A 21,022-nucleotide genomic window follows, 5' to 3' on the forward strand; every position below is an offset into this window, starting at 1 on the left:
CATGGCTGACTATCGGGGCAGAAAAGTCGTCATCATTGGATTAGGCATTACTGGCCTGTCCTGTGTTGATTTCTTCCTCGCGCAAGGCGTAACGCCACGCGTGATGGATACCCGTGTCTCGCCGCCGGGGCTGGACAAACTGCCAGCTTCGGTTGAGCGCTATGTTGGCGGTATTAATAGTGATTGGCTGCTGGCCTCCGATCTGATTATCGCCAGCCCCGGCATCGCGCTGGCGCATCCTGCATTGAGCGAAGCCGCCGATGCCGGAATTGAAATCATCGGCGATATTGAGCTGTTCTGCCGTGAAGCGCAGGCACCGATTGTGGCAATCACCGGTTCGAACGGCAAAAGCACTGTCACGACGCTGGTGGGCGAAATGGCGCGTGCTGCAGGTTGGCAGGTGGGCGTGGGCGGCAACATCGGTTTGCCGGCGCTAACGCTGTTGAAATCGCCAGCACAGCTTTATGTACTCGAACTCTCCAGCTTCCAGCTGGAAACCACGCATAGCCTGAAAGCGGCTGCGGCGACGATCCTCAATCTCACCGAGGATCACATGGATCGCTATCCGCTCGGCATGCAGCAGTATCGTGCCGCCAAGCTGCGCATTTACGAAAATGCCAGCGTCTGCGTGGTGAATGCCGACGATGGTATGACCATGCCGGTGCGCGGTGTTGATCAGCGCTGCGTAAGCTTCGGCATCAATCTCGGCGATTATCATCTCAATCAGCAGCAGGGCAGCACCTGGCTGCGGGCAAAGGGCGAGAAAGTCCTGAACACCGATGAGATGACGCTGGTGGGCCAACACAATTACACCAACGCGCTGGCAGCGCTAGCATTGGCCGACGCGGTGAACATCCCGCGTGCTTCCAGCCTGAAAGCCTTAACCACCTTTACCGGTCTGGCGCACCGCTTCCAGCTGGTGCATGAAGCCAATGGCGTGCGTTGGATCAACGATTCCAAAGCCACCAACGTCGGTAGCACCGAAGCGGCGCTGAATGGCCTGCAGGTGAAAGGCACCTTGTGGCTACTGCTGGGCGGCGACGGCAAGTCGGCTGATTTCAGCCCGCTGGCGCGCTATCTGCAGGGCGACAACGTGAAGCTGTTCTGTTTTGGACGCGATGGTGATGCGTTAGCGGCATTGCGTCCGGAGATCGCCACGCGCACTGAAACCATGCAGCAGGCGATGACGCAGATTGCCGCCCAGGTTAAAGCCGGCGATATGGTGCTGTTATCACCGGCCTGCGCCAGCCTTGACCAGTTCCGTAATTTTGAACAGCGCGGCGATCAGTTCGCGCAACTGGCGAAGGAGTTGAGCTGATGCGCATTCCTGGAGCCGGTATCGCCAACTATCTGTCGTTGCGCCTGCGTGAGTGGGTGATGGGCGCGCGCGACAGTGATGATGCGCCGGTGGTGCTGTACGATCGCACGCTGCTGTGGCTGACCTTTGGGCTGGCGCTGATCGGTTTTGTGATGGTGACGTCGGCGTCGATGCCGGTTGGTCAACGTCTGAACGAAGATCCGTTCTACTTTGCCAAGCGTGATGCGTTTTATATCGCTTTGGCGTTTGGTATGGCGCTGGTGACCTTGCGCATCCCGATGGATTTCTGGCAGCGCTACAGCAACGTGATGCTGATGGTTTCCGTGGTGATGCTGCTGATCGTCCTGGTCGTCGGTAGCTCGGTGAACGGTGCATCGCGCTGGATTGCCCTTGGCCCGCTGCGTATTCAGCCAGCCGAGCTTTCGAAGTTGACGCTGTTTTGCTATCTCGCCAGCTATCTGGTGCGCAAAGTCGAAGAGGTGCGTAACAACTTCTGGGGCTTCTGTAAGCCGATGGGCGTGATGGTGGTGCTGGCCGTGCTGCTGCTGGCGCAGCCGGACCTCGGTACCGTGGTTGTGCTGTTTGTTACCACGCTGGCGATGCTGTTCCTCGCCGGGGCGAAAATGTGGCAGTTCCTGGCGATCATCGGCTCCGGCATTTTCGCCGTGGTGCTGCTGATCATCGCCGAACCGTACCGTATGCGCCGTGTGACCTCCTTCTGGAACCCGTGGGAAGATCCCTTCGGCAGCGGCTACCAGCTGACGCAATCGTTGATGGCGTTTGGGCGCGGTGAGTTCTGGGGGCAGGGCTTAGGCAACTCGGTGCAGAAACTGGAATATCTGCCGGAAGCACATACTGACTTCATCTTCTCCATCATCGGTGAAGAGTTGGGTTATGTCGGTGTGGTTTTAGCGCTGTTGATGGTATTCTTCGTCGCTTTTCGCGCGATGTCGATTGGTCGCCGTGCTCTGGAGATCGATCAGCGCTTCTCAGGCTTCCTCGCTTGCTCAATTGGCGTGTGGTTTAGCTTCCAGGCGCTGGTTAACGTGGGTGCAGCTGCTGGCATGCTGCCGACGAAAGGTCTGACGCTGCCGCTGATCAGTTACGGTGGTTCGAGTCTGATCATCATGTCGACCGCCATCGTGTTTTTATTACGCATAGATTATGAAACGCGTCTGGCAAAAGCGCAGGCGTTTACCCGAGGTGCACGATGAGTGGCAAACGGTTGATGGTCATGGCAGGCGGTACTGGCGGACATGTGTTCCCGGGTCTGGCCGTTGCCCATCACCTGATGGAACAAGGCTGGCAGGTGCGCTGGCTGGGAACCGCTGACCGAATGGAAGCGGATTTGGTGCCGAAACACGGCATTGAAATTGATTTTATCCGCATCAGCGGTTTACGCGGTAAAGGTGTTAAAGCGCAGTTGCTGGCACCGGTACGCATCTTCAATGCATGGCGCCAGGCGCGTTGCATCATGAAGAGCTGGCAGCCGGATGTGGTGCTGGGAATGGGCGGCTACGTTTCGGGCCCTGGCGGCTTAGCGGCGTGGAGCTGCGGTATTCCAGTGGTGCTGCATGAGCAGAACGGCATTGCCGGACTGACCAACAAGTGGCTGGCTAAGATCGCCACCAAAGTGATGCAGGCGTTTCCGGGGGCGTTTCCGAATGCTGAAGTGGTTGGCAATCCGGTGCGTACCGATGTGTTAGCGCTGCCGTTACCGGCAGAGCGTCTAAGTGCACGTTTCGGCCCGATTCGCGTGCTGGTGGTTGGCGGCAGCCAGGGCGCGCGCATCCTCAACCAGACCGTGCCGCAAGTGGCCGCAGCGTTGGGCGATGCCATTACGGTTTGGCATCAAACCGGTAAAGGCGGACTGGAAACCGTGCAGCAGGCTTACCGCGCAGCGGGCCAGCCGCAGCACAAAGTCACCGAATTTATCGATGACATGGCCGAAGCTTACGCCTGGGCCGATGTCGTAGTGTGCCGTTCGGGCGCATTGACGGTAAGTGAAGTGGCGGCCGCAGGTTTACCGGCAATCTTCGTACCGTTTCAGCACAAAGATCGTCAGCAGTACTGGAACGCGTTGCCGCTGGAAAAAGCGGGCGCAGCCAAAATTTTCGAGCAGCCGCAGTTCACCGCGGCTGTGGTAGCGGACACGCTGCGTCACTGGGATCGCACCACATTGTTGGCGATGGCAGAAAAAGCCCGTCAGGTCGCGATTCCCGATGCAACCGAGCGGGTTGCAAATGAAGTGGCGCGCGTCGCGAAGTAAATTAATCGGCCAGTTGATTTGGCCCGTACCTTTTAGCAGGTACAAACGGGAAAAACAGGTAATTGAAACAGATGAATACACAACAATTGGCAAAACTGCGTTCTATTGTGCCCGAGATGCGTCGCGTCCGGCACATTCACTTTGTCGGCATCGGTGGTGCTGGCATGGGCGGTATTGCCGAGGTGTTGGCGAACGAAGGCTATCACATCAGCGGTTCTGATTTGGCGCCGAACGCGGTGACACAGCATCTGGCTGCGCTGGGTGCGACGATTTATTTCAACCATCGTCCGGAAAACGTCACCGATGCCAGCGTTGTCGTGGTGTCGACGGCTGTAGCGCAGGATAATCCTGAACTGGTTGCCGCTCGTGAGCAGCGTATTCCCGTGATTCGTCGCGCTGAGATGTTGGCTGAACTGATGCGTTTCCGTCACGGCATTGCGGTTGCGGGCACGCACGGTAAAACCACCACCACCGCGATGGTGACCAGCATTTACGCGGAAGGCGGGCTGGATCCCACCTTCGTTAACGGTGGCTTGGTTAAAGCCGCAGGCACGCATGCGCGCCTGGGCAGCAGCCGTTATCTGATTGCTGAAGCAGATGAAAGTGATGCGTCCTTCCTGCATCTGCAACCGATGGTGGCAATTGTCACCAACATTGAAGCGGATCACATGGACACTTATCAGGGCGATTTCGAGAACCTGAAGCAGACTTTCATTAACTTCCTGCACAACCTGCCATTCTATGGACGCGCGGTAATGTGCGTGGATGATGCAGTGATTCGTGACCTGATCCCACGCGTAGGCCGCCAGGTAACCACCTACGGCTTCAGCGATGACGCGGATGTGCGTATCGAGAATTACGAGCAGCGTGGCGCACAAGGACACTTCACCATTATTCGTCAGGATAAGCCGGTGCTGAAAGTGACGCTGAATGCGCCGGGCCGTCATAACGCGCTGAACGCAGCCGCCGCGGTAGCTGTTGCCAGCGAAGAGGGGATTGAAGATAACGCGATTCTGGCCGCGCTGGAGAGCTTCCAGGGCACCGGACGCCGCTTTGACGTGCTGGGCGAGTTCGATACCGCCGCCGTCAACGGTAATCCAGGCAGTGCGATGTTGGTCGACGATTACGGCCACCATCCCACCGAAGTGGATGTCACCATCAAAGCCGCACGTGCGGGCTGGCCTGACAAGAAGCTAGTGATGGTGTTCCAGCCGCATCGCTACACGCGTACGCGTGACCTGTTTGATGATTTCGCGAATGTGCTGTCGCAGGTGGATGTGTTGCTGATGCTGGATGTCTATCCGGCGGGTGAAGCGGCGATTCCTGGCGCTGATAGCCGCTCGCTGTGCCGCGCGATTCGTAACCGTGGCAAAGTTGATCCGATTCTGGTCTCTGAGCATGACGCGCTGCCAGATGCGCTGGCACCGTTGCTGTCGGGCGACGATCTGGTGATCGTGCAGGGTGCAGGCAACATCGGCAAGATTGCCCGCAAGCTGGCCGAAAACGAATTACAGCCTGCCGTTAAGTCGGAGGCGCGCCATGACTGAGAAGATTGCAGTATTGATGGGCGGCACCTCGGCCGAGCGTGATGTGTCGCTGATGTCCGGTGCGGCAGTGCTGGCCGGACTGCGTGAAATGGGCATTGATGCGCATGCAGTCGATACGCGTGATGTGTCGGTGCTTGACCTGAAACAGCAAGGCTTCGCTAAAGCGTTTATTGCTTTGCACGGTCGTGGTGGCGAAGACGGCACGCTGCAAGCGGTGCTGGAGTTTCTGCAACTGCCCTATACCGGCAGCGGTGTGATGGCTTCCGCCATCACCATGGATAAGCTGCGCAGCAAATTGCTGTGGCAGGGCAGGGGATTACCTTCAGGCAAATTTGTCTGGCTGACGCGTCAGCAGCATGAACAAGGTTTAAACGCGGATACTACCAAAGCCATTGAGGCGCTGGGTTTACCGCTATTTGTCAAGCCAAGCTGCGAAGGTTCTAGCGTCGGTATCAGCCGCGTGAACCATGCGGATGCATTACCCGCAGCGCTTGAAGAAGCCTTTCGTCATGATGATGACGTGCTGATCGAAGCTTTTCTGAGCGGCGCGGAATACACCGTGGGCATCGTGGGTGAGCAAATTCTGCCTTCTATCAGAATTAAAACCGCCAGCGAGTTCTATGACTATGAAGCTAAATACATTTCTGACGATACTGAATACTTCTGCCCGAGCGGATTAAGCGCCGAGCAGGAAGCAGAATTGCAGACGTTGGTGTGGTCAGCCTGGCGCGCATTGGGTTGCAGCGGCTGGGGTCGCGTGGACGTGATGGCTGACGGTGAGGGCAACTTCCAGCTGCTGGAAGTGAATACTTCGCCCGGCATGACCAGCCACAGTTTAGTGCCGATGGCCGCGAAGCAAGCGGGATACAGCTTCCCGCAGCTGGTGGCGCGTATTCTGGAGCTGGCTGACTGATATGTCTCAGGCAGCGATACGAGTACGCAATCGCGAACCTCAGGAGCGGACACGCTCCGGGCGCAGCAACGGTGCGCGACTGTTTGGCATGGTGTTCCTGCTGATTGTGTTGGGCATTATGGTGGCGGGTGGCCTCGTGGTGCTGAAGTGGATGAATGACGCGTCACGCTTGCCGTTATCAAAGCTGGTGGTGACCGGGCAAACCCACTACACCACGCATGATGATATTCGTCAGGCCATTTTATCGCTTGGCGCGCCGGGAACCTTCATGTCGCAGAACGTGGATATCATCCAGCAGCAGATTGAGCGTTTACCCTGGATTAAGCAGGTCAGTGTGCGCAAGCAGTGGCCTGATGAGCTGAAGATTAATCTGGTGGAGTATGTTCCGGTTGCACGCTGGAATGACTCACATATGGTGGACGCCACTGGCGTCTCCTTCAGCGTTCCGGCCAGTCACGTTGGCAAAGAAACGTTGCCGATGTTGTACGGTCCGGAAGGCAGTGAAAACGAGGTGTTAGCCGGCTATCACACCATGAGTGATGTATTAAAGGCTAACAAGTTTACCCTGAAGGTCGCGTCGATGACGGCGCGGCGCTCGTGGCAATTAGTGACCAGTGACGATGTGCGCATCGAACTAGGTCGTAGCGATACCATGAAGCGTCTGAACCGTTTTATTGAGCTTTATCCGGATTTGCAGCAGCAGGGCCAGAGTCAGAACCAGCGCATCACGTACGTTGATTTGCGCTACGATTCGGGCGCCGCAGTCGGTTGGGCCGCTGCACCGATAGAGCCACAGGACAGTAATCAGCAACAGAACCAGGCACAGGCTAAACCACAATGATCAAGGCAACGGACAGAAAACTGGTAGTAGGACTCGAAATTGGCACCGCGAAGGTGTCCGCCCTGGTTGGGGAAATTCTGCCCGATGGTATGGTCAATATTATTGGGGTGGGCAGTTGCCCGTCTCGCGGCATGGATAAAGGCGGAGTAAACGATCTGGAATCGGTGGTGAAATGCGTACAGCGCGCCATCGATCAGGCTGAATTGATGGCGGACTGCCAGATTTCCTCGGTCTACCTTGCTTTATCGGGCAAACATATCAGTTGCCAGAACGAAATCGGGATGGTTCCGATTTCGGAAGAGGAAGTGACTCAGGATGATGTAGAGAACGTGGTGCATACGGCGAAATCCGTTCGCGTACGTGATGAGCATCGTATTCTGCATGTTATCCCGCAGGAATACGCCATCGATTATCAGGAAGGCATTAAGAATCCAGTGGGACTTTCTGGCGTACGTATGCAGGCGAAAGTACATTTGATCACGTGCCACAACGATATGGCAAAAAATATTGTCAAAGCCGTTGAACGTTGCGGCCTGAAAGTTGACCAACTGATTTTTGCCGGGTTGGCATCCAGTTTCTCCGTACTGACGGAAGATGAACGTGAGCTGGGCGTCTGTGTTGTTGATATCGGTGGCGGTACAATGGATATCGCTGTCTATACTGGCGGTGCACTGCGTCACACTAAAGTGATCCCGTATGCCGGGAACGTGGTAACTAGCGATATCGCTTACGCTTTTGGTACACCGCCGACCGACGCAGAAGCGATTAAAGTGCGTCACGGTTGTGCATTGGGCTCGATTGTCGGCAAAGACGAAAATGTCGAAGTGCCGAGCGTAGGTGGACGTCCACCACGTAGCCTGCAGCGTCAAACGCTGGCTGAAGTCATCGAGCCGCGTTACACCGAACTGTTGAATCTGGTCAACGACGAGATTCTGCAATTACAGGAGCAGCTGCGCCAGCAAGGCGTGAAACATCATCTGGCGGCCGGTATCGTGCTGACCGGTGGTGCGGCGCAGATTGAAGGTTTGGCAGCCTGCGCACAGCGCGTGTTCCACACGCAAGTGCGCATCGGACAGCCGCTTAACATCACCGGCCTGACGGACTATGCGCAGGAGCCGTATTACTCTACGGCGGTTGGCCTGCTGCATTACGGCAAAGAGTCACACATGAACGGTGATGCAGAAACGGAAAAACGTGCTTCAGTGGGCAACTGGTTCAAGCGAATCAACAGCTGGCTGAAGAAAGAGTTTTAATTTTTGAAAAAGGAGATCATGCTGGCAATGTTTATGATCTCCAGGCGACAGGCACATAACGGAGAGAAATCATGTTTGAACCTATGGAATTAACCAATGACGCGGTGATTAAAGTCATCGGCGTCGGCGGTGGCGGTGGCAACGCCGTAGAGCACATGGTACGCGAGCGTATCGAAGGTGTGGAATTCTTCGCTGTAAACACCGACGCGCAAGCGTTGCGTAAGACAGCGGTCGGCCAGACGATCCAGATCGGGACCAATATCACCAAAGGTCTTGGTGCAGGTGCGAACCCAGAAGTGGGCCGCAACTCTGCAGAAGAGGATCGCGAAGCACTGCGTGCTGCGCTGGATGGTGCAGACATGGTGTTCATCGCAGCTGGCATGGGCGGCGGTACCGGTACTGGTGCAGCGCCAGTTGTGGCTGAAGTGGCAAAAGATTTGGGTATCCTGACCGTTGCGGTGGTAACTAAGCCGTTCAACTTTGAAGGCAAAAAGCGTATGGCTTTTGCTGAGCAAGGTATCGCTGAACTGTCTAAGCATGTCGATTCACTGATTACTATTCCAAACGACAAGCTGCTGAAAGTTCTGGGTCGCGGTATTTCTCTGTTGGATGCGTTTGGCGCAGCCAACGACGTATTGAAAGGCGCTGTACAGGGTATCGCTGAACTGATTACCCGTCCTGGCCTGATGAACGTTGACTTTGCGGACGTGCGTACCGTGATGTCAGAAATGGGTTACGCCATGATGGGTTCAGGCGTGGCATGTGGTGAAGATCGTGCGGAAGAAGCGGCAGAGATGGCTATCTCTTCTCCGCTGTTGGAAGACATCGATCTGTCTGGCGCGCGCGGCGTGCTGGTCAACATTACTGCAGGCTTCGACCTGCGTCTTGATGAGTTTGAAACCGTGGGTAACACCATCCGCGCCTTCGCTTCTGACAACGCAACCGTGGTTATCGGTACTTCTCTGGATCCAGAGATGAACGACGAACTGCGTGTTACCGTAGTTGCAACCGGCATCGGCATGGATAAGCGTCCGGAAATCACGCTGGTGACCAACAAGCCGGCCACTCAGCCAGTGATGGATCATCGCTACCAGCAGCACGGCATGGCGCCGCTGCCGCAGGAGCAGAAACCGGCTGCGAAAGTGGTGAATGACCAACCGGCGGCATCCAGCAAAGAACCCGATTACCTTGATATTCCAGCCTTCTTGCGTAAGCAGGCTGATTAAGAATATCCCGAGAATTGGGATTCTCCGCTCTTTGTGCTAAAGTATTCGCCCGCTGGTAATTTATACTGGCGGTCGGACAGGTAATATTGCGAGATAAAGCGATGATCAAACAAAGGACATTAAAACGTATTGTTCAGGCGACTGGTGTCGGTTTACATACCGGCAAGAAAGTCACACTGACGTTACGCCCTGCGTCGGCTAACACCGGGGTCATCTATCGTCGCACTGACTTGAATCCACCGGTAGATTTCCCGGCTGATGCAAAATATGTGCGCGACACCATGCTGAGTACTTGCCTGGTGAACGATGAAGGCGTGCGTATTTCAACCGTTGAACACCTGAACGCCGCATTGGCGGGCTTGGGCATCGACAACATTATTGTTGAAGTTGATGCACCGGAAATCCCGATCATGGATGGCAGTGCCGCGCCTTTTGTCTATTTGCTGATGGACGCTGGCATCGAAGAGCTAAGCAGCGCGAAGAAATTCGTACGCGTTAAGCAATCGGTGCGTGTGGAAGATGGCGATAAGTGGGCCGAGATCAAGCCGTATAACGGTTTCTCACTCGACTTTACTATCGACTTCAAACATCCAGCAATCGACTCAAGCTCGCAGCGTTACCAGCTCAACTTCTCGGCTGAGAACTTTGTTCGCCAAATCAGCCGTGCGCGCACCTTTGGCTTTATGCGTGAAATCGAATATCTGCAGTCTAAAGGCCTGTGCCTGGGCGGTAGTTTAGATTGTGCGATTGGCCTTGATGATTTCCGCGTATTAAACGAAGACGGTCTGCGCTTTGAAGACGAATTTGTTCGTCATAAAATGCTCGATGCGATCGGCGACCTGTTCATGTGCGGTCATAATGTTATTGGCGCGTTTACCGCCTTTAAATCGGGCCATGCGTTGAACAACAAGTTGCTACAAGCGGTTCTGGCTAAACAGGAAGCCTGGGAATGGGCGACCTTCGAAGATGAAGCTGAACTGCCACTGGCATTCAAAGCACCAAATTTAGTTCTGGCGTAAGTCAGACATAAAACGGCAGGTTTCGCTGACACCCTCTCCGGTCAGTTTAACCTGCCGTTTTTTATTGCCTCATTTTTATTCCTGCCAAGCCGATCTCAATTCGCTGTAGCAACTGGCGAAACCCTGTACAAAAAAACGTGAATTCCGCCGAAGCCCCTTTAATCACTGGTGTCGAAGCCCCACATAAGTGCTATCATCTGGCGCTCACATAAGCTGGGTAACGCAGATTTTTGCTACCGCTTTATTACTTTATTCAATGCATTGTGGACGGATTGTGATCGGGATTTTCTCACGCTGGCGACAATTAGGCAGACGCTATTTCTGGCCACATCTCCTGTTGGGGATGGTGGCGGCCAGTTTAGGTTTGCCTGCCTGTGCGCAAAGTTCTGAGCCGAAAGCAAATGATTCACCGATAAGCAGCCTGTTTGTCGGCAATGTTGTCCACTTTGATCATCTGATTCGTCTGCAGGAAAGCGCGCGTCGACCGAATTTCAACGTCGATTACTGGCACCAGCATGCGATTCGCACCGTTATTCGCCACCTTTCCTTTAGTATGACGCCGCCCGCTCAGGCGGAAGCCGATCAAGCTGTGCCGCTGGCGGCACAAAAGCTGGCGTTGATAGGTTCGCTTCAGGCGTTGCTGACTTCTCCGGCGCAATCGCTGACTGTTGTTGAGCCGCAACAAAACCTGCGTCACAACGAACCACAAATCCTTTCCTCTGCTGATTGGCAGGCTGCTATTCATGGCATCCGCGCCGGGCCTTTCATTGCTTAACTGCTAACGTTTTTTCCACATCCTGAATCAGATTTTGCAGCCCGTGAAATCACGGCTGAATTGAGAAAAATTTATCATGTTAATCAAATTATTAACTAAAGTATTCGGCAGCAGCAATGATCGTACTCTGCGCCGTATGCGCAAAATCGTCGACGTCATCAATAAGATGGAGCCGGATTTCGTAAAGCTCTCTGACGATGAACTGAAAGCGAAAACTGACCTGTTCCGTGAGCGCCTGAAAAAAGGCGAAAGCCTTGAGAGCCTGATTCCTGAGGCCTTTGCCACCGTACGTGAAGCAAGTAAGCGCGTCTTCGGTATGCGTCACTTTGATGTGCAGCTGATTGGCGGCATGGTGCTCAACGAACGTTGCATCGCAGAGATGCGCACCGGTGAAGGTAAAACCCTGACCGCGACCCTGCCCGCTTACCTGAACGCGCTGAGCGGCAAAGGCGTGCACGTTGTTACCGTCAATGACTATCTGGCGCAGCGTGACGCCGAAAATAACCGTGCACTGTTTGAATTCCTTGGCCTGACCATCGGCATTAACCTGCCAAACATGCCAGCCGTGGCGAAGCGTGCAGCTTATGCCGCTGACATCACCTACGGCACCAACAACGAATACGGCTTCGACTACCTGCGCGACAACATGGCGTTCAGCCCGGAAGAGCGCGTGCAGCGTAAGCTGCATTACGCATTGGTGGATGAAGTCGACTCAATCCTGATCGATGAAGCTCGTACGCCACTGATCATCTCTGGTCCGGCGGAAGACAGCTCTGAGCTGTATACCAAAGTTAACAAGATCATCCCGCATCTGGTGCGTCAGGAAAAAGAAGACTCTGAAACCTTCCAGGGCGAAGGCGATTTCTGGGTCGATGAAAAAGCGCGCCAGGCACATATGAGCGAGCGCGGCCTGGTAAAAGTTGAAGAGCTGCTGGTTAGTCAAAACATCATGGTAGAAGGCGAGTCACTCTACTCACCGACCAACATCATGCTGATGCACCACGTTACTGCGGCGCTGCGTGCTCATGCACTCTTCACCCGCGATGTTGATTACATCGTTAAAGATGGCGAAGTGGTCATCGTTGATGAACACACCGGCCGTACCATGCAAGGTCGCCGCTGGTCAGATGGTCTGCATCAGGCGGTTGAAGCGAAAGAAGGCGTGGAAATCCAGAATGAAAACCAGACGCTGGCTTCCATTACCTTCCAGAACTACTTCCGTATCTACGAGAAACTGGCCGGTATGACCGGTACCGCAGATACCGAAGCATTCGAATTCAGCTCCATCTACAAGCTCGATACTATCGTGGTGCCAACCAACCGTCCGATGGTGCGTAAAGATATGGCCGATCTGGTCTACATGACCGAGAAAGAGAAGATTGACGCCATTATCGAAGACATCCGTGCCTGCACTGCTAAAGGGCAGCCGGTGTTAGTGGGTACAATTTCGATTGAGAAATCTGAAGTCGTTTCCAATGAACTGACGCGCGCGGGCATTAAACACAGCGTACTGAATGCCAAATTCCATGCCAGCGAAGCGGATATCGTTGCTCAGGCGGGTCAACCTGCAGCGGTTACTATCGCAACCAACATGGCCGGTCGTGGTACCGATATCGTGCTGGGCGGGAGCTGGCAGGCTGAACTCGCCGCAATGGACGAGCCAACCGAAGAGCAGATTCAGGCGATGAAAGAAGCGTGGAAACTGCGTCACGATGCGGTGCTGGCTGCAGGCGGTTTGCACATTATTGGTACTGAGCGTCACGAATCTCGCCGTATCGATAACCAGCTGCGTGGTCGTGCGGGTCGTCAGGGTGATGCCGGTTCTTCACGCTTCTACCTCTCGATGGAAGATGCATTAATGCGTATCTTCGCTTCAGATCGCGTATCGAACATGATGCGTAAACTGGGCATGAAGCCAGGCGAAGCAATCGAGCATCCATGGGTGACTAAAGCGATTGCCAACGCGCAGCGTAAAGTGGAAAGCCGCAACTTCGATATTCGTAAACAGCTGCTGGAATACGATGACGTTGCCAACGATCAGCGTCGCGCCATCTACAGCCAGCGTAACGAACTGCTGGATGTTTCTGATGTGTCTGAAACCATCAATAGCATCCGTGAAGATGTCTACAAAACTACCATTGATACCTACATTCCGCCGCAGTCACTGGAAGAGATGTGGGATGTTGCCGGCCTGGAAGAGCGTCTGCGTAACGACTTCGATCTCAACTTGCCTATTGCTGAGTGGTTGGATAAAGAGCCCGATCTTCACGAAGAGACGCTGCGCGAACGTATCATGACCCACGCCGCGGAAAGCTATGCTGCCAAAGAAGAAGTGGTTGGCGAAGAGATGATGCGCAACTTTGAGAAAGGCGTGATGCTGCAAACGCTGGATTCGTTGTGGAAAGAGCATCTGGCAGCGATGGATTACCTGCGTCAGGGCATCCACCTGCGCGGTTATGCCCAGAAAGATCCGAAGCAGGAATACAAGCGTGAATCCTTCTCTATGTTTGCGGCGATGCTTGAATCACTGAAGTACGAAGTGATTAGCACCCTGAGCAAAGTTCAGGTGCGCATGCCAGAAGAAGTGGAAGCGATGGAGCAGCAGCGTCGTGAAGAAGCTGAGCGTTTAGCGCAACAGCAGCAGCTGAGCCATGTTGATGATGCCACCGCAGCAGCCGAAGCGTTAGCCGCACAAGGCGGGGAGCGTAAAGTGGGCCGTAATGATCTCTGCCCATGTGGTTCCGGCAAAAAATACAAGCAGTGTCACGGCCGTCTGGCCTGATAAAAAAAGGAGCCTTCGGGCTCCTTTTTTTTTGCTGACGATTTAGCGTGTTATCGCCATGAGTTTCTCTTCGTTTAGGCGCACGCCATGATACGGCAGCGTGACCAGCAAACCATCCGGTAAGCCAGCTCGCTTCAACAGCGCCCGGCTTTGGAACAGTAGCTGATGGTAATTGTTATCGCTGATGCTCGGATAGCTCTCATTCCAAACGGTGGCAATAATCTGACGCTTCGAGGTAATCCGCAGCAACAGACAGGAGAAGAATCGTTTTTGCGCTTCATTCAACGAAATAACTTTGTGTTCAGGCCACCATGTTAAGGTGTTCTTTGCGCTGTCTAACGTCAGGATGTCATGAAATACCAGATGGCGTAGGGCATGTAATTGTTCCGGCGTAGTTTGCGCCAGAAACGTTGTTTCTTTGAATTCCATAGGTAGTCGGGTTTAACAGAAGAAAGTGCTGCGAGTATTCCCAACATTCCCGGTTGCGATCCTTACGACATGTCTTAATCACTGGCTTTTGTAGGGCGTGGGACGTCACTTTCCGCTCAACGGTTAACATCACTCGATGTCTGATTTACACTCAGCGCTCATTTTATTAAAAAAGCGGAATCCAGCTTATGAAACACCTGCAGGTTGCGGTGGGCATCATTCGCAATACAGAACGTCAAATCTTCCTTGCCCAGCGTGCGGCAAGCTCCTATATGGCGAATAAGTGGGAGTTTCCCGGCGGAAAAATTGAACAAGATGAATCTGCCGAGCAGGCGCTCAAGCGTGAGCTGATGGAAGAAACCGGTATTGAAGTCACGTCGGCAAGCGCGATTGGTCAGGCCGATCACAGTTATGAAGATCTGCGCGTTACGCTGCATTTCTTCCTGGTTGAAGGCTGGAACGGCGAACCTTATGGTCGTGAAGGTCAGCCACAGCGTTGGGTCGAACAGCAGGATTTGGTCGCGGATGAATTTCCGCCTGCGAACCATGAATTGATCAGCCGATTAGTGGCTGGCGAGATTTAAGTGAAGGGGCGCTAAGCCCCTTACTTTTTACTGCTGTTCTTCGCTCCAGTCATCGCTGTCCATCTGGTCACCGCTGTTGGGAATACGTTTCTCTTCTGCTGCCCATTCACCTAAATCAATCAGCTGGCAACGTTTGCTGCAGAATGGCCGCCACGGGCTCAACTCATCCCAAATCACATCGCGACGACAATTGGGGCAAGGTACGGTAATTATCTCTTCCGGCATAACTTCCTCTAACAACAAGCTAATTCAAAATTCAGTCGGGCTGGTACTTCTCCACGTTCGCTGTCTAATGGCAGGAAACGAATCGCATAACGGCTTTTGTGACCCGAGACTTGTGGGTACAGCGCGTCTTCCAGAGTTAATTGCAGGCGCAGTAAATCGGATCCTTCGGCGTTATCCTGATAAAAACCGTTGAGGCTGGTTTGATGACGAAATATGCCAGACTGACGCACCAAATCGAGGATCATCGTCAAACTATTACGCAGCGGATTCAGTGATGCCAGCCAGCCATTCACCTGAACATCTCGCACCGCTTGCTCCTGATGCAGCCAGATGTGCAGGCTGGGTAGATCGAAACTGCAGCAGCCGCCGGGAATGCTCAAACGCTGACGTACCAGAGCAACCAGGCGATCTTCACGTAACTGTTGGCCCATGCGCGGTGCCGCCATGAGTTCGCTTGAGCATTGCTTCAGCTGCTGACGCAGATCATTCACGCGCAGTTCATCAATGCCTGGCACATCCAGCCAGGCGCGTAATTTTTGTTGCTGGCGCTCCAGTTCTTTTAACAATTCAGTGCGCATATCTCCGCGCTCAAAAATATCCAGTAAATCGCTAAGAATACGGAAAACGCCGAGTGCTGATACCGAACCGTTAACCGGCACCGTTTCATGCAGCTGATCAATCAGATATTCGACGCGCAGCCAGGTGCGCATCTTCTCATTCAATGGGTGTTCAAACAGAACAATTGTGCTCATGATGTTAATCCTTTCCGGTTGCTGCCAGGCGTAGATAGCGCTGGTGAAGCTCAGCAACGCGCGGTAGCACCTGTTCAGGCGTACCACTGTTATCAATGATGTCATCCGCACAGGCCCGACGCTGTTCGCGACTAGCCTGTGCGGCAAGAATATTTTTCGCCTGACTTAGCGAAATACCATCTCGCTGTTGGGTGCGTTGCAACTGCGTGGCGGTATCCACATCCACGACCAACACGCGATCGGCCTGATGCTGTAAGCCGTTTTCGACCAACAGCGGCACCACCCAAAGCACATAAGGTGAGGTGGCCAATAATTTTAATTGTTGCGTGCGGGCGTTGATGAGTGGATGAAGCAGCTGATTGAGCCAGTTTTTCTCTTGTGGCTGTTGGAAAATAATTTCACGAAGCCGCGCACGATAGAGCGTGCCTTCTGCCGTCAAAATGGTATCTCCATGACGCTGAGCAATCGCCTTTAGGGCAGGCGTTCCGGGCTCAACAACTTCTCTGGCAATGACATCAGCGTCAATAATATCAACGCCTAGCGCTGCGAAAGCGTTGGCAATAGTGGTTTTACCACTGCCAATGCCGCCGGTGAGCGCAACGGTATAAGGCATAGCGTTCTCGCAAAATTTATATCGTGAGCGGCGATTAACCACAGCAAGATGAGAGCATGATCACAATCAATTTTCTCAGCTAAATTTAAGGGATTGTAGCCTAAATAAAGTGAAATTCGCAGTCTTGTCGCGGAACGAATGGCGCGTATGATAACGACACTGGAGCCGTGAGCGCTACCCGAACCGCGGTTCGTCGTCACTAACCAGGATAATCAGCTATGCGCATTGAAGAAGATCTAAAACTGGGCTTTAAAGATGTTTTGATCCGCCCAAAACGTTCCACTTTGAAAAGCCGTTCCGAGGTTGAGCTGGAACGCACCTTCACCTTTAAACACTCAGGCTTGAACTGGAGTGGCATACCGATTATTGCCGCCAACATGGATACCGTCGGTACTTTCACGATGGCTGAAGCCCTGGCGAGTTTTAACGTACTGACCGCAGTGCATAAACATTACAGCGTGCAAGAGTGGCAGGCATTTGTACAACGCGTGCCAGCGGCGGTGCTGAGTCATGTGATGGTCTCATCTGGTACATCAGAATCAGATTTCACGAAGTTATCCGCCATTCTGGCGTTATCATCGCAGCTCAACTTTATCTGCATCGACGTTGCTAACGGCTACTCTGAGCACTTCGTTCAGTTCCTGCTGCGCGTGCGTGAAAGCTTCCCAGGTAAAACCATCTGCGCAGGCAACGTGGTTACCGGTGAAATGGTGGAAGAGCTGATTTTGTCTGGCGCAGATATCGTCAAAGTGGGTATTGGCCCCGGCTCAGTGTGCACTACACGCGTGAAGACCGGCGTTGGTTATCCTCAGCTTTCTGCCGTTATCGAGTGCGCAGATGCGGCACACGGTTTAGGCGGACAGATCGTCAGCGACGGCGGCTGCTCGGTTCCAGGTGACATTGCCAAAGCTTTCGGGGGCGGTGCAGATTTCACCATGCTCGGCGGCATGCTTGCGGCACATGACGAGTGTGAAGGAACCATCGTCGAAGAACAGGGTGAGAAATTTATGCTGTTCTACGGCATGAGCTCCGAATCGGCGATGAAACGCCACGTTGGCGGTGTTGCGCAATACCGTGCGGCGGAAGGCAAAACCGTGCGGTTGCCGGTGCGCGGCCCGGTTGAGGAGACGGTTAAAGATATCCTCGGCGGTTTACGTTCGGCCTGTACCTACGTCGGTGCTGAACGATTGAAAGAGCTGACGAAACGCACTACCTTTATCCGCGTCGCTGAACAAGAGAACCGCGTGTTCACTCGCTGATCTCTGCCAACGGGCGCGCATCGAGCGTGCCCGTCATCGAATGGCATCACCAAGACCAAATACCGGCAGATACATTGCAATCACTAAAGTGCCAACTATCCCGCCGATTACCACCATCATCATCGGTTCCAGCGATGCCGCCAGAGCATCAGCGCGCGCTAATGTTTGCGCCTCATGCCACTCCGCCAGCCGTGCCAGCATCACATCTAATGCACCCGCTTCTTCACCCACTCGGATGAGTTGGGCACAAAGAGGTGTAAACAGCAGATGCTGTTGCAGCGCCTGATGCAGCGGCGCACCCGCAGCAATGTGTTGCTGCAACTGAACGATGGCATCGCGCCACAATCGCGATACCAAGGTCACTTCAACCGCCTGCAGGCTTTGCAACAAGGTCAAACCGGATTGTTGTGTAAGTTGCAGGATGGCGTATATCTGGCTGAGCTGCCCGCCGCGCCACAGCGAAGATAACAGTGGCATGCGCAGTAACCATTGATGTACGCGCTTTTGCCACGGTACCGAACGTCGATAAGTCTGCTGCACAATCATCAGTAATACGGCACCTACCAGCGACAGCGGCAGCGCGGCCTTCTGCAGCAGTTCTGACAGCGACATCACTGCAGCAGTAAAAGCGGGCAGCGGCGCATCAAAACTGGCATAGACAGAGACAAATTCTGGCAAAACAAACAGCAGCATGCCAGCACTGACCGCGAGCGCTACCAGCAAGATAAACAGGGGATAGCGCAGCGCCTTCACCACTTTTTGCCGTAAGTATTGCTGCTTGCTTTGCTGCTGCGCCAGTTGGCGACAGCACTCGTCTAGTTGGCCGGTTAATTCACCCACTTGCATCAAAGCGGGAAACAGCGGGGGAAAGATTTGCGGCCACTCCTGCAAGGCTTGCGAGAAGGGCTCACCGGCGATGACGCGGCGCTGCAATCCTTTCAGTAATACCCTCCAACCGGCATGAGGATGGCCTTCTGCCAGCAGAATCAGACTTTCCGCCAGAGGTAAGCCGGCCTTCAGCAGCGTCGCCAGTTGCCGCACCAAATCGATTTTTTGCTGCCACTTCCAGTCGCGCGAACGCCAGCATTTTCCACGCTGCCAGTTTACTGGCAGCATGCCGCGATCGGAGAGTTGATTGAGCAACGCATCCTGGCTGGCATTAAGTGATTCGCCCTCCTGCAGCACGCCCATGGTATCAAGAGCCTGCCAGCGGAAATGATAGAGATTAGCCATCGCCCAGTCCCACCACGCGCTGCATCTCTTCGAAAGAAGTATCGCCGCGACTTACTGCTTCCAGCCCCGCAGCTAGCAATGTTTTCATTCCCTGTTCATTTGCCAGCATTAACAGATGTTCCAGCGGCATATCTGCCGAGATAGCATTCTGCAATTTGCTGGTTAGCGGCAAGACTTCAAACAGCGCCAGCCGCCCGTAATAGCCGGAGAAGCAGTGATCACAGCCCGGCGCTCGCCAGGTTTGCAGCGTGCCCGGCCAGAGTTCGCCCGGCAGATGGGCAATAGCTTGTCCCGGCTGACGGCAATGCACGCACAAGCGTCTGACCAGACGCTGCGCCACCACCAACTGCAAAGCGGGGCCCAGCAGATAACCGGGAATATCCATCTGGCGCAGGCGCGTCAGGGTTTCAGCAGTCGAGTTAGTATGCAGTGTGGAAAGCACCAGATGGCCGGTCTGTGCTGCTTTAACGGCGATGCTGGCCGTTTCGGCATCACGGATTTCCCCCACCATAATCACATCGGGATCCTGGCGCAGTAGTGCGCGCAGCACACGATTGAAATCGAGCCCTCTACGCGGCTGGATCTGCGTTTGATTAATACCAACCAGCGGAATCTCAACCGGATCTTCCACGCTACAAACGTTCTTCTCTGGCACATTAAGCGCGCTTAACCCGCTATAGAGCGTGAAGGTTTTACCGCTGCCGGTCGGTCCGGTGACCAGAATTAAACCCTGCGGTTTCGCCAGCGCGTTTTTCAGTAAACGCAGCTGTGCTGCGGGCATGCCGAGTTTATCGAGGGTGATGGCGCTGTTTTCACTTTGTAGTAGCCGCACCACGGCTTTTTCGCCCTGGCTTACCGGTAGCGTTGAGAGACGAAACGCCGCCAGTTTGTCCTCTATTTCCAGCGTAAACTGTCCGTCCTGCGGCAGACGCCGTTCGGCGATATCCAATCCTCCGAGAATTTTCAGGCGCGCCAGAATCGCAGCGGGTTGTGCTTCAGAAGGCTGAGGTAGTTTGTGCAACACGCCATCGATGCGCAGACGCACCCGCAGTCCATGGCGCTGCGGTTCAAAATGCACATCTGAGGCGCGCCGCTGAATGGCCTGGCGCAAAATCTGATCGACCGCGTTAATCGCTGACTCAGCGCTGGCCTGTTCACGTGGTGCTGCAGCGGCATCCGGCTCGTGCAGCAACTGCTCAAGCCGTGCCGCAGGCCAGCACTCGACCTCCACCTTGCACTGGCTGGCGAACTGTAGCGCTTCCAGCAGCAGCGGATCGGGTGTGTCGGCTACCGCTACGCGCAGTAGCGTGGCGTCATGGTGCAGAATCACCGCCTGATAACGGGCGCACAACGTGTGCAGCGCACTATTAGGTTTGTCCATCAGTTGGCATCCTTGTCGGCAAAGCGAAACTGCTCGAGGCAGCTATCGCGCAGGCTGCTGTTATCGCTGGTACAAGTGCGTTGCCAGCTCAACGTGCCATCCGTTGCGCTCCAAATCGGCAGCATTTCAACCGTTAATCCGCTGAGACTTTCCTGGCCGGTCAGGTTGATGGTTCCGTTGACCACGCTCAGCGTTGCCACATAGCGCGAACCTTTGGCCACCGGAATGCCGCGTTCTCCTGCCTGACACTGCGCCGGTCCGCCGCGCTCAATGGCACAGAGTTCTACTGCTGTTTTGTACGGCACCATGGTTTGCAGCATGTCGGTGAGCGCTGCGCGTTGCAGGTAGTTTTGATAAGCCGGTAAACCGATGGCGCTGAGAATGGCGACGATGCCAATCACAATCATTAATTCGATAAGGGTAAAACCGCGTTGTCTGTCCATAGTGAGGCTCCTTGTTGTGGAGCCGCTACGGTAGAAAAGGGCGAGGGAAAGCGGAAGTCATGGCTGCGCGAGGCTGGAAAGCATCGCGCAGAGAATCGTCAGATTTACAGCGGAGATAACAGCATTTTGGAAGCCAGCTCGCATATCGGCCGCACTAACA

Annotated in this window: 20 protein-coding genes; 13 read left to right on the top strand and 7 right to left on the bottom strand. The window is 54.4% G+C overall.

Annotated elements, in window-relative coordinates; genetic code table 11:
* The first annotated feature begins 1 nt into the window (after nt 1).
* From murD to secA, 11 genes are all read left to right on the top strand, one after another.
* Nucleotides 2–1,318, top strand: a complete 1,317-nt coding sequence (gene murD / locus P6287_RS03535; protein ID WP_277974517.1) for a UDP-N-acetylmuramoyl-L-alanine--D-glutamate ligase — start codon at nt 2–4, stop codon at nt 1,316–1,318.
* Nucleotides 1,318–2,532, top strand: coding sequence for a cell division protein FtsW (gene ftsW / locus P6287_RS03540; RefSeq protein WP_101762115.1), 1,215 nt, complete (start codon nt 1,318–1,320; stop codon nt 2,530–2,532). Before murD ends, ftsW begins: the two co-directional genes overlap by 1 nt.
* Entirely contained in the window at nt 2,529–3,587 is a 1,059-nt protein-coding gene (gene murG, locus P6287_RS03545; RefSeq protein ID WP_277974518.1) for an undecaprenyldiphospho-muramoylpentapeptide beta-N-acetylglucosaminyltransferase, read from the top strand. The genes ftsW and murG overlap by 4 nt, the downstream gene beginning before the upstream one ends.
* A 71-nt stretch (nt 3,588–3,658) precedes the next feature.
* Nucleotides 3,659–5,134 carry a UDP-N-acetylmuramate--L-alanine ligase gene (murC, locus tag P6287_RS03550; RefSeq protein ID WP_101762113.1) on the top strand — a complete coding sequence of 492 codons (1,476 nt, stop codon included), beginning with the start codon at nt 3,659–3,661 and terminating at the stop codon, nt 5,132–5,134.
* On the top strand, nt 5,127–6,047 hold the full coding sequence (locus P6287_RS03555; RefSeq protein WP_277974519.1) for a D-alanine--D-alanine ligase: 921 nt from the start codon (nt 5,127–5,129) through the stop codon (nt 6,045–6,047). The genes murC and P6287_RS03555 overlap by 8 nt, the downstream gene beginning before the upstream one ends.
* A gap of 1 nt (nt 6,048) precedes the next feature.
* The gene (gene ftsQ / locus P6287_RS03560) at nt 6,049–6,888 is read left to right on the top strand and encodes a cell division protein FtsQ (RefSeq protein WP_277974520.1); all 840 of its coding nucleotides are present in this window, start codon (nt 6,049–6,051) and stop codon (nt 6,886–6,888) included.
* The gene (gene ftsA / locus P6287_RS03565; RefSeq protein WP_007888634.1) at nt 6,885–8,141 is read left to right on the top strand and encodes a cell division protein FtsA; all 1,257 of its coding nucleotides are present in this window, start codon (nt 6,885–6,887) and stop codon (nt 8,139–8,141) included. The genes ftsQ and ftsA overlap by 4 nt, the downstream gene beginning before the upstream one ends.
* Nucleotides 8,142–8,212: 71 nt before the next feature.
* On the top strand, nt 8,213–9,367 hold the full coding sequence (gene ftsZ / locus P6287_RS03570; RefSeq protein WP_008108602.1) for a cell division protein FtsZ: 1,155 nt from the start codon (nt 8,213–8,215) through the stop codon (nt 9,365–9,367).
* A 101-nt stretch (nt 9,368–9,468) separates the two neighbouring features.
* A complete protein-coding gene (lpxC, locus tag P6287_RS03575) occupies nt 9,469–10,386 on the top strand; it encodes a UDP-3-O-acyl-N-acetylglucosamine deacetylase (protein WP_277974521.1) in 918 nt (305 codons plus the stop codon).
* A 274-nt stretch (nt 10,387–10,660) separates the two neighbouring features.
* Nucleotides 10,661–11,161 (top strand): secA translation cis-regulator SecM, encoded by a 501-nt coding sequence (gene secM, locus P6287_RS03580; RefSeq protein WP_338064763.1) that lies wholly within the window; start codon nt 10,661–10,663, stop codon nt 11,159–11,161.
* Nucleotides 11,162–11,237: 76 nt separating this feature from the next.
* Nucleotides 11,238–13,943 (top strand): preprotein translocase subunit SecA, encoded by a 2,706-nt coding sequence (secA, locus tag P6287_RS03585; protein WP_101762109.1) that lies wholly within the window; start codon nt 11,238–11,240, stop codon nt 13,941–13,943.
* A gap of 42 nt (nt 13,944–13,985) precedes the next feature.
* Here secA and P6287_RS03590 read toward each other — a convergent pair whose 3' ends face one another.
* A complete protein-coding gene (locus P6287_RS03590) occupies nt 13,986–14,372 on the bottom strand; it encodes a response regulator (RefSeq protein WP_101762108.1) in 387 nt (128 codons plus the stop codon).
* A 188-nt stretch (nt 14,373–14,560) separates the two neighbouring features.
* Between P6287_RS03590 and mutT the strand changes: the two genes are divergently transcribed.
* Nucleotides 14,561–14,956, top strand: coding sequence for an 8-oxo-dGTP diphosphatase MutT (gene mutT / locus P6287_RS03595; RefSeq protein ID WP_101762107.1), 396 nt, complete (start codon nt 14,561–14,563; stop codon nt 14,954–14,956).
* 27 nt (nt 14,957–14,983) lie between these two features.
* Here the strand turns inward: mutT and yacG are convergent, their stop codons facing one another.
* Genes yacG through coaE form a run of 3 tightly spaced genes read right to left on the bottom strand, consistent with a single transcriptional unit; the run spans nt 14,984 to nt 16,546 of the window.
* Nucleotides 14,984–15,181: a DNA gyrase inhibitor YacG gene (yacG, locus tag P6287_RS03600; protein ID WP_277974522.1), complete on the bottom strand. Its 198-nt coding sequence runs from the start codon at nt 15,179–15,181 to the stop codon at nt 14,984–14,986.
* 8 nt (nt 15,182–15,189) lie between these two features.
* Nucleotides 15,190–15,933, bottom strand: coding sequence for a cell division protein ZapD (gene zapD, locus P6287_RS03605; RefSeq protein WP_101762106.1), 744 nt, complete (start codon nt 15,931–15,933; stop codon nt 15,190–15,192).
* A gap of 4 nt (nt 15,934–15,937) precedes the next feature.
* Nucleotides 15,938–16,546: a dephospho-CoA kinase gene (coaE, locus tag P6287_RS03610; protein WP_101762105.1), complete on the bottom strand. Its 609-nt coding sequence runs from the start codon at nt 16,544–16,546 to the stop codon at nt 15,938–15,940.
* A 218-nt stretch (nt 16,547–16,764) separates the two neighbouring features.
* Between coaE and P6287_RS03615 the strand changes: the two genes are divergently transcribed.
* Nucleotides 16,765–17,805, top strand: a complete 1,041-nt coding sequence (locus tag P6287_RS03615) for a GMP reductase (protein WP_110867529.1) — start codon at nt 16,765–16,767, stop codon at nt 17,803–17,805.
* A 33-nt stretch (nt 17,806–17,838) separates the two neighbouring features.
* Here P6287_RS03615 and hofC read toward each other — a convergent pair whose 3' ends face one another.
* Genes hofC through ppdD form a run of 3 tightly spaced genes read right to left on the bottom strand, consistent with a single transcriptional unit; the run spans nt 17,839 to nt 20,862 of the window.
* Nucleotides 17,839–19,038, bottom strand: coding sequence for a protein transport protein HofC (gene hofC, locus P6287_RS03620; RefSeq protein WP_277974523.1), 1,200 nt, complete (start codon nt 19,036–19,038; stop codon nt 17,839–17,841).
* Entirely contained in the window at nt 19,031–20,419 is a 1,389-nt protein-coding gene (gspE, locus tag P6287_RS03625) for a type II secretion system protein GspE (protein ID WP_277974524.1), read from the bottom strand. Before gspE ends, hofC begins: the two co-directional genes overlap by 8 nt.
* A complete protein-coding gene (gene ppdD / locus P6287_RS03630; protein WP_101762101.1) occupies nt 20,419–20,862 on the bottom strand; it encodes a prepilin peptidase-dependent pilin in 444 nt (147 codons plus the stop codon). The genes gspE and ppdD overlap by 1 nt, the downstream gene beginning before the upstream one ends.
* Nucleotides 20,863–21,022 lie beyond the last annotated feature (160 nt).

This window comes from Pantoea sp. X85 (assembly GCF_029623675.1).
GTDB lineage: Bacteria > Pseudomonadota > Gammaproteobacteria > Enterobacterales > Enterobacteriaceae > Pantoea > Pantoea leporis.

Bases quoted from the DNA above. Each gene is read 5' to 3' on its own strand.
- ftsW (WP_101762115.1), top strand. From the start codon at position 1,318: ATGCGCATTCCTGGAGCCGGTATCGCCAACTATCTGTCGTTGCGCCTG.
- yacG (WP_277974522.1), bottom strand. From the start codon at position 15,181: ATGCCGGAAGAGATAATTACCGTACCTTGCCCCAATTGTCGTCGCGAT.
- murC (WP_101762113.1), top strand. From the start codon at position 3,659: ATGAATACACAACAATTGGCAAAACTGCGTTCTATTGTGCCCGAGATG.
- P6287_RS03590 (WP_101762108.1), bottom strand. From the start codon at position 14,372: ATGGAATTCAAAGAAACAACGTTTCTGGCGCAAACTACGCCGGAACAA.
- zapD (WP_101762106.1), bottom strand. From the start codon at position 15,933: ATGAGCACAATTGTTCTGTTTGAACACCCATTGAATGAGAAGATGCGC.
- mutT (WP_101762107.1), top strand. From the start codon at position 14,561: ATGAAACACCTGCAGGTTGCGGTGGGCATCATTCGCAATACAGAACGT.
- secA (WP_101762109.1), top strand. From the start codon at position 11,238: ATGTTAATCAAATTATTAACTAAAGTATTCGGCAGCAGCAATGATCGT.
- murD (WP_277974517.1), top strand. From the start codon at position 2: ATGGCTGACTATCGGGGCAGAAAAGTCGTCATCATTGGATTAGGCATT.
- ppdD (WP_101762101.1), bottom strand. From the start codon at position 20,862: ATGGACAGACAACGCGGTTTTACCCTTATCGAATTAATGATTGTGATT.
- coaE (WP_101762105.1), bottom strand. From the start codon at position 16,546: ATGCCTTATACCGTTGCGCTCACCGGCGGCATTGGCAGTGGTAAAACC.
- P6287_RS03555 (WP_277974519.1), top strand. From the start codon at position 5,127: ATGACTGAGAAGATTGCAGTATTGATGGGCGGCACCTCGGCCGAGCGT.
- P6287_RS03615 (WP_110867529.1), top strand. From the start codon at position 16,765: ATGCGCATTGAAGAAGATCTAAAACTGGGCTTTAAAGATGTTTTGATC.
- ftsA (WP_007888634.1), top strand. From the start codon at position 6,885: ATGATCAAGGCAACGGACAGAAAACTGGTAGTAGGACTCGAAATTGGC.
- ftsZ (WP_008108602.1), top strand. From the start codon at position 8,213: ATGTTTGAACCTATGGAATTAACCAATGACGCGGTGATTAAAGTCATC.
- gspE (WP_277974524.1), bottom strand. From the start codon at position 20,419: ATGGACAAACCTAATAGTGCGCTGCACACGTTGTGCGCCCGTTATCAG.
- lpxC (WP_277974521.1), top strand. From the start codon at position 9,469: ATGATCAAACAAAGGACATTAAAACGTATTGTTCAGGCGACTGGTGTC.
- hofC (WP_277974523.1), bottom strand. From the start codon at position 19,038: ATGGCTAATCTCTATCATTTCCGCTGGCAGGCTCTTGATACCATGGGC.
- ftsQ (WP_277974520.1), top strand. From the start codon at position 6,049: ATGTCTCAGGCAGCGATACGAGTACGCAATCGCGAACCTCAGGAGCGG.
- murG (WP_277974518.1), top strand. From the start codon at position 2,529: ATGAGTGGCAAACGGTTGATGGTCATGGCAGGCGGTACTGGCGGACAT.